This is a genomic window from Streptomyces phytophilus, from assembly GCF_013870535.1.
Classification (GTDB): Bacteria; Actinomycetota; Actinomycetes; order Streptomycetales; family Streptomycetaceae; genus Streptomyces; species Streptomyces phytophilus.
Map to the genome: position 1 here is coordinate 1 of NZ_JACBXC010000214.1, position 6,937 is coordinate 6,937.

The following is a 6,937-nucleotide window of genomic DNA, read 5'->3' on the forward strand; positions in this document are numbered from 1 at the left end:
AGGGGCAGCGAGCGCTGCACCAGGCCGTGCGCCGCCAGGACCCGCTTGCCGCGGTTCTGTTCCGCCGGCAGCAGCAGGTACGCGAGACGCGTCAGGTGCGCGTAGTGCTCGACGACGGCGGCCTCGGCCTGCTCGACGTCGACGGGCGAGGAGACGGTGTCCGCGGGCGGCGGCGGGCCCGCGGCCCCCCGGGAGGTGACGGCCTGCTGATCCACGTTGGGTTGAACGAGTGAATCCTCAGATGGTCACTCCGCCCCGGCCGCCCCGCGCCCCCTCACCCGCTCGTCCACCCGCTGAACTCCACCGTCCCCCGCACCCCCGCCGCCGCCGACATGAACAGCCCCGCGTCCTGCGTCTGCGCCGTCCCCGGCACCGTGACCGTCGCCACGGTCCGCCACGTCGCCCCGCCGTCCGTGGAGCACGCGCCCGTGAACGAGTCCCCCGTCCGCGTCAGCCGCAGCGTGACCGGTGCCGCGATACCCGTGATCCGCCGGTACGTGTCCAGCGTGCCGTCGCCGTTGGAGTCGTACGACAGCGCCACCCCGTTCGCCGGTGTCACCGCCAGGTTGAGGAACCCGGCCGCGCCCGCCGTCCGCAGGTCGTTGCGGGCGACGATGCCCGCCCGCGCCCACGGCCCGGTCGGCGCCTGCGCGTCGACGGTCAGCGTCACCGTGCCGCCGGAGGCCAGCGAGCACGGCCGGAAGACCGCGCCGAACTCGGCCGTCGCCTTCCACATGTCGGCGCCGCCCCCGTCGATCGCCCAGCGGTCGCCGAGCTGCCCGAAGACGGCGGCGTTCGTGGTGGCGGTGGCGACGCTGTCGTCCAGCGGTCCGGCGAGGAACAGCGTGCCCGGCGTGTGCACCGTCACCGGCTTCTGCCCCGCCATCCCGTACGCCGTGCGCACCTCGTACGGCAGCGGCGTCAGCGGCTCCGCGGGCGGCCCGGCGGGCGCCCGCACCTCCCACGCGTGCTCCGCCCGTCCCGCCGCCGGCACCGCCGGCAGGGACACCGCGCCCGGCGGTGCCGCGTCGAGGCCGGTCAGCTCCAGCTCCACCGGTCCCGTCGCCGCCAGCCCGCACATGTTGCGGAACCCGGCGGTCAGCCGCCCCGTCCCGCCCGGCGCCAGCGCGGGGGGATCGGCGACGGCGGTGACGACGCCCTGGTACGGGGCTGCGGCGAGCACGTCGTGGACGCGGCGCGCGACGGTGTGCGCGTTGCCGGAGGGGCGCTCGGGGTAGCGGTTGCGCTGCCGCGTCCAGGGGTCCTCGACCGCGTACCAGTCGAAGGGCTCCGGCTCCCGCCCCGCCGCCAGCGCGTCCTGCAGCTCCTCCAGGTAGGCGCGCCAGCGCGGCGCGTGGAAGTCGCGGATCAGCCCGGACCAGTCGCGGTTCGCGTAGTCCGCGAGGTGCCCGCCGTCGGCGGTGGGGCGGTCGGCCCAGGTGGTGACCAGCACCCGCGCGGTGCGCTCCAGCAGCGCGGCCTCCGCGTCGTCGGCGGCCATCCGGCGGGCGTCGGCGAGCCAGGGGCCGAGGAGGAACGCGCGGTGCGCGCCGGTGGTCTCGTCGCTGAGCGCCATCAGCTTCAGCCACAGGTCGGACAGCGTGCGGAACGTCGCCGCGTCCCTGCGCCCGTACGCCGCCTTGAGCTGCGGCAGCAGCACCCGCGACCGGCTCGCGAGCGCCTGCCGGGCGAGGTCGACGAGGTCGTGCCGGTACGCGTCGGAGGCGCGCAGCGCCGGGGCGACGCCCAGCAGCGCGCCGAACGCCTTGTCGAAGTCGGCGAGGTCGAAGGCCGGGGTCTTCGTCGCGTAGTACGCGCCCGAGCGGGCGTCCAGCGACGGGCGGGCGGCGAAGACCGAGTCGTGCGGGCGGCCGTCGGCGCTGGAGATCGCGTACGCCGTCTCGCGCAGCGCCGCGAACGCCTCGCGCGCCGCGGCGTCGTCGCCCCCGTAGCGCACGGCCGCGTACTCGTCGAACCATGCCTTCCGGTCCACCGGCTCCGTCCGCCACGCCAGCTCGCTGAAGAGCTCCAGCGCCGCCGGGTCGCGCTCGGCGGCCTCCGGCATGTACGCGGTGCCGACGCACGCGCTGCCCGGCTTGTCGCGCCAGGCGGCGAAGCGCGCCGCCCACATGTGGGTCTTGGCGCCGATCGTGGTGCGCCCGCCGAAGTTGGGGATGGTGCCGAAGGCGTACGGCACGCCGCCCCAGTCCGCCTCGCGGTCGGTGACCCGCTCCAGGTCGGACAGGCCGTCGACGACGAGCATCCGGTCGGGGTGTTCGAGGCCGTCGAGGAGTTCGCGCCGCGGGTTCTCCTGCCAGCCGAGGATCACCCACGTCGCGCCGGGGCGGGCGGTCTGCAGCGCGGTCTCGACGGCGCGTGCGGCCTCGGGCACGGGCACGTCGCCGGGGTCGCCGCCCTCGTGCAGCAGGTCCATCTTCAGGTGCGCCACGGGCCCGAACAGCTCTTCCTGGTGGCGGTAGTAGGCGGCGGCGACGTCGCGGAACACCTCGGTGCGCGGGTCGAGCCAGTCGGGGCGGGGCAGGCCCGCCCAGGTGCCCTGGGGGATGGTGCGGCCGAGGGGGTGGCGGTCGGTGAAGCCGCCGGGGACGGTGCCGAAGTAGCCGGGCAGGACGGGGGAGATGCCCAGCTCGCGCATGCGGCCGACGATGCGGCGGCCGAGTTCGGTGCGCTCGGCCAGCAGCGCGGGGCTGACGGGGCCGCCGTAGTCGCTCATGTTCTGCAGCAGCCACCACGGCTGGTGGCTGGGGGCGGGCAGCCAGGCGCGGGCCTCGGCGTCGGAGTAGCCGAACTCCGTCAGCAGCCGGTGGTAGACGGCCTCGCTGCCGGGGGTGACGAGCACCTGGTTGCAGCCGTGCAGGGCGAGCACGTCGATGAACCGCTCCCAGCGCGGCCAGTCGTGGTACGGGCCGGTGTAGCCGTCGTGGGTGTCGTTGAGCGCGAACCGGGCCGGGACGGTGGCGCGGCCCCCGTCGAGCGCCGCGCCACCGTCCCGGCCCGGGCAGCCGGCGCGGCAGCCGGGTCTGGCTGCCGGACCAGGAGACGACGGCGCGGCAGGTGTACTTCAGGTACCAGTGCACGCCGGTGAGGAGCACCGCGGGGCTGGTGCCGCCGACCTCGATCCGGCCGGCCCGGCCGCGTACGGTGAACCGCTCGGCGCCGTCGAGGGCGGTGAGCGCGAACTGCCCGGCGTGCTCGGGCAGCAGCCGCTCCAGCGCCTCCCGGGCCGCCGCCACGTCGAACCCCCTGCCCGCTTCCGCGTCCGCTGCCGTACCGCCTGCGGCCGTCACGCTACGGGCGTGCGCCTGCCCGTTCACGAGTGCCGCGCCGGCGCCGAGCGCGCCGGCCGTGCCCAGGATCGTGCGTCGCGTCATGTCCGTCATCAGCGGACCGTAGCCACGCGCGGCGGGAAGGGGCAACGGAGGGAAACGGGCGGAAAGCGGCCCGTACCCGGGCGGGGCAGCAAGCGCTGTCTCCCGAACCGCGGCCGGGCGCGGCACGAACCGGGACCGGACGCCCGGCCGGACCGCCCCCGGACCGCCCGCACCCCGCGCCGGTCAGCCGCGGTCCAGGTACGCCAGCACCGCCAGCACCCGGCGGTTGTCGTCGTCCGACGGCGGCAGGCCCAGCTTCCCGAAGATGTTCGACGTGTGCTTGGCCACCGCCCGGTCCGTCACCACCAGCCGCTCCGCGATCGCCGCGTTGGACCGCCCCTGCGCCATCAGCTCCATCACCTCGCGCTCGCGCGGCGTCAGCGTGTTCACCGGCTGGTCCTGCGCCGCCCGCCGGCTCAGCAGCTGCGAGATGACCTGCGGGTCCATCGCCGTACCCCCGCCCGCCACGCGCCGTACCGCGTCGATGAACTGGTCGGCGTCGAACACCCGGTCCTTCAGCAGATACCCCACCCCGCCGCGCTCGTCGGCCAGCAGCTCCCGCGCGTACAGCTGCTCCACGTGCTGCGAGAGCACCAGCACCGGCAGCCCCGGCCGCTTCGCCCGCGCCTCCAGCGCGCACTGCAGGCCCTCGTCCGAGAACGACGGCGGCAGCCGGACGTCGACGACCGCGACGTCCGGCTCCAGCTCGTCCAGCGCCCGCGTCAGCTCCGGGCCGTTGTCCACCGCGGCCAGGATCTCGAAGTCGTACGCTTCGAGCATGCGGACGAGACCGTCCCTCAGAAGGAAGAGGTCTTCTGCGATGACAGCTCGCACGGAATCTCCAGGGTCACCATCGTGGGGCCGCCGACCGGGCTGTTGACGGCCAGTACGCCGTCGAATGTACCGAGCCTGCGCTCCACCCCGGCCAGCCCGGAGCCCTTGTCCACCGCCGCGCCCCCGCGGCCGTCGTCCGTGATGGCGATCCGCAGCATGCCGTCGCGGTGCCCCACGTCCAGCCACACGCGCTGGGCCTCCGCGTGCTTGATGGCGTTCGTCAGCACCTCGCTGACCGCGAAGTACGCCGCCGACTCCACCGGCTCCGCCGCCCGCCCCGGCGGCGTACCCAGGTCGATGTCCACCTCGACCGGCACCGGCATGCGCAGCGCCAGGGCCCGCACCGCGTCCGCCAGGCCGCGCTCGGCCAGGACCGGCGGGTGGATGCCCCGTACCAGGTCGCGCAGCTCCGTCAGCGCCTCGGCGGACTCGCCGCGGGCCCGCGACACCAGCTCCTTCGCCTTCGCCGGGTCCTTCTCGATGAGCGCCTCGATGGTGCCCAGGCTCATGCCCATGGCGACCAGCCGGGCCTGCGCGCCGTCGTGCAGGTCGCGTTCGATGCGGCGCAGCTCGGCGGCGGAGTTGTCGACGGCGTCCGAGCGGGTCTCGGTCAGCCGCGCGACCCGCTGGGCCAGCTCGACCTCGCGGGGCGCCAGCACGCCCTTGGTCATCTGGAAGTGCAGCCCCAGCAGCCGCCGGCTGGTGAAGAGGCCGACGACGAACAGGGCCGTGCCGAGCCCGGCGGCCATGAACGCGGTGCTCTGCGAGGACACCGGCACGAAGCCGTACCAGTACGTACTGTCGCCGCCGCCGGTCATCGGGTCCCAGACGCCGGCGGCGATCACGTACCCCTCCAGCGGATAGAAGGTCAGCGCGACCGTCACGACCGCCAGGACCGTGCCCGCGATCATGTCGGTGAACAGCCAGCGCACGTCGCGCCAGGTCGCCGGGTCGGTGAGCATGTGGCGGGTGCGCTGCGCCTGGCCGATGAGCCCGCCCTGGAGGTTCGGCGGCCAGGGGCGGTACGTGGCGGGGATGCGCACGTCCGACCACTGGGCGGCGAGCAGCCGGCGCAGGTTGGCCTGCATCCGCACGCCCTCCAGCACCCAGGGCGTGGTGATCAGGCCGATGCCGAGGACGGGGATGAGCACGACGGAGACGACGGTCAGCACGAAGAGCGTGATCGAGGCCGCGGTGCACAGCACCGTCAGCGCCAGGGCCCGTACCCCGGCGAGCGCCCAGTTCCGGAAGATCATCTCCGTGTTCCCCTCTGTCCCTGCTGGTTCCTGCCGCACCCTGCCGGTCCCGTGCCCGTCCCGTGGCCCGGCTCGCGCGCCCTTCGCCGGGCGCCTCTCACAGTCTGCCGCGTGGGCCCGGCGGGGGCACGGGGCCGGCCCCCCGGTGCCGGGGTGTAGCTAGCACCACCACGCCGTACCGGAGGCGGGGACACACCGGGTTTACATCCGGGCAACGGTCGGGAAACCGCGGCTTGCGAGGCTGCCGAGGGCGGGAGGACGTACCCGCCGGGACCGCATCTGCACGACGTGAGGACGGCGACCGTGAGCTACAAGGCCGAGTACATCTGGATCGACGGCACCCTGCCCACCGCCAAGCTGCGCTCGAAGACGAAGATCGTCGAGACCGGCGCGGAGCCGCCCCTGTGGGGCTTCGACGGCTCCAGCACCAACCAGGCCGACGGCCGCTCCTCCGACTGCGTCCTCAAGCCCGTCTTCACCTGCCCCGACCCGCTGCGCGGCGGCGCCGACGCGCTCGTGCTCTGCGAGGTCCTCGACACCGACCTGAGCCCGCACGCCTCCAACACCCGCGCCGAGCTGCGCGAGGTCGCCGAGCGCTTCGCCGCCCAGGAGCCGCTCTTCGGCATCGAGCAGGAGTACACCTTCTTCCGCGGCTCCCGCCCCCTCGGCTTCCCCGAGAACGGCTTCCCCGCCCCGCAGGGCGGCTACTACTGCGGCGTCGGCGCCGACGAGATCTTCGGCCGCGAGGTCGTCGAGGCCCACCTCGACAACTGCCTCAAGGCGGGCCTCGGCCTGTCCGGCATCAACGCCGAGGTCATGCCGGGGCAGTGGGAGTTCCAGGTCGGCCCGCTCGGCCCGCTCCAGGTCGCGGACCAGCTCTGGGTCGCGCGCTGGCTCCTCTACCGCACGGCGGAGGACTTCGGCGTCTCCGCCACCCTGGACCCCAAGCCGGCGAAGGGCGACTGGAACGGCGCGGGCGCGCACACCAACTTCTCCACCCGGCGGATGCGCGAGGGCTACGAGGCGATCGTCGCCGCCTGCGAGGCGCTGGGCGAGGGCGACAAGCCGCTGACGCACGTGCGCGCGTACGGGGCGGGCGTGGAGAGCCGGCTGACGGGGGCGCACGAGACGGCGCCGTGGGACGAGTACTCGTACGGGGTGTCGGACCGCGGGGCGTCGGTGCGGATCCCGTGGCAGGTGGAGAAGGACGGCAAGGGCTACATCGAGGACCGGCGGCCGAACGCGAACGTCGACCCGTATGTGGTGACGCGGCTGATGGTGGACACGTGCTGCGCGGCGCTGGAGAAGGCGGGCCTGGACTGAGGCCGGACCGCGGGGGCGTACGGGCCGGGGCCGGGGCCGGACTGGGGGCTGGGCTTTCGGGTGTCGGCGTTCGGAGGATGCGGACGGGGACTGGGACGGGGGCGCGGACCGGGGCGTGGCGGTCGGCGGAGT

At 74.8% G+C, this 6,937-nt stretch carries 3 protein-coding genes and 2 pseudogenes; 1 reads left to right on the top strand and 4 read right to left on the bottom strand.

Annotation, left to right across the window (positions count from 1 at the left end):
* The 4 genes and pseudogenes from H5J30_RS12810 to H5J30_RS12825 all read right to left on the bottom strand — a co-directional run.
* A pseudogene (locus H5J30_RS12810) lies at positions 1–215 on the bottom strand (hypothetical protein); the annotation flags it as partial.
* 59 nt (positions 216–274) lie between these two features.
* Positions 275–3,401, bottom strand: a pseudogene (locus H5J30_RS12815) (alpha-N-acetylglucosaminidase).
* A 174-nt stretch (positions 3,402–3,575) separates the two neighbouring features.
* The gene (locus H5J30_RS12820) at positions 3,576–4,226 is read right to left on the bottom strand and encodes a LuxR C-terminal-related transcriptional regulator (protein WP_181787561.1); all 651 of its coding nucleotides are present in this window, start codon (positions 4,224–4,226) and stop codon (positions 3,576–3,578) included.
* The gene (locus H5J30_RS12825) at positions 4,190–5,482 is read right to left on the bottom strand and encodes a sensor histidine kinase (RefSeq protein ID WP_181787562.1); all 1,293 of its coding nucleotides are present in this window, start codon (positions 5,480–5,482) and stop codon (positions 4,190–4,192) included. The genes H5J30_RS12820 and H5J30_RS12825 overlap by 37 nt, the downstream gene beginning before the upstream one ends.
* A 303-nt stretch (positions 5,483–5,785) precedes the next feature.
* Between H5J30_RS12825 and glnII the strand changes: the two genes are divergently transcribed.
* Positions 5,786–6,805: a glutamine synthetase gene (gene glnII, locus H5J30_RS12830; protein WP_181787563.1), complete on the top strand. Its 1,020-nt coding sequence runs from the start codon at positions 5,786–5,788 to the stop codon at positions 6,803–6,805.
* Positions 6,806–6,937: the final 132 nt, after the last annotated feature.